1 protein-coding gene is annotated in these 554 nt (G+C 43.1%); it reads right to left on the reverse strand.

Annotation, left to right across the window (positions count from 1 at the left end):
- Positions 1–80 precede the first annotated feature (80 nt).
- Positions 81–449 carry an STAS/SEC14 domain-containing protein gene (locus A3750_RS22235; RefSeq protein WP_068452164.1) on the reverse strand — a complete coding sequence of 123 codons (369 nt, stop codon included), beginning with the start codon at positions 447–449 and terminating at the stop codon, positions 81–83.
- Between the last annotated feature and the right edge of the window lie 105 nt (positions 450–554).

Consider the following 554-nt stretch of genomic DNA (forward strand, 5'->3'; position numbering starts at 1 on the left):
CGATATTCGACGGGCTAGTGCGTTGTTATGCTGCATACGATTGTGGTCCATGCTTTGGTCGTTGTGGTTATGAATGCTGCCTAATCTTCGCCCCATAGGAACTTGATCGCCTCAGCCTCTTGCTCAAGTGGAAAGCATTTAATATCCATAGACCGGAAGATCTTATCTTCGATTGTGACAATGGGTTTTATCCACTTGCTATCGGTAACGACGGCAACCCGCTTGATGTTTGAAAAGCCGACCTCTCGCAGATATTTGAACTCTTCTATTAAGGCGGTTAGGGACACGCCATCAAAGGACTCGATGCGCTCAAGAATCACAATATGTTCGTTTTGTTTTGATTTCTCTCTTGCAACATTCAGAATAAAATCCATGTTGTCTTCGGTGATTTTTCCAGAAACTGAAAAAGCCACTGCGTATTCAATGCCAATTTCTAAGAGCTTTATCATGACGTTGATCTCCTCGTTGTGTGAGTGAGTTGAGTTCTTATCGCGTACTTTAACTGTTTTGATTCGGAGAGAGATGAGCTGAATCAAGCCACCGAGTAATAGCTA

The organism is Oleiphilus sp. HI0079 (genome assembly GCF_001635105.1).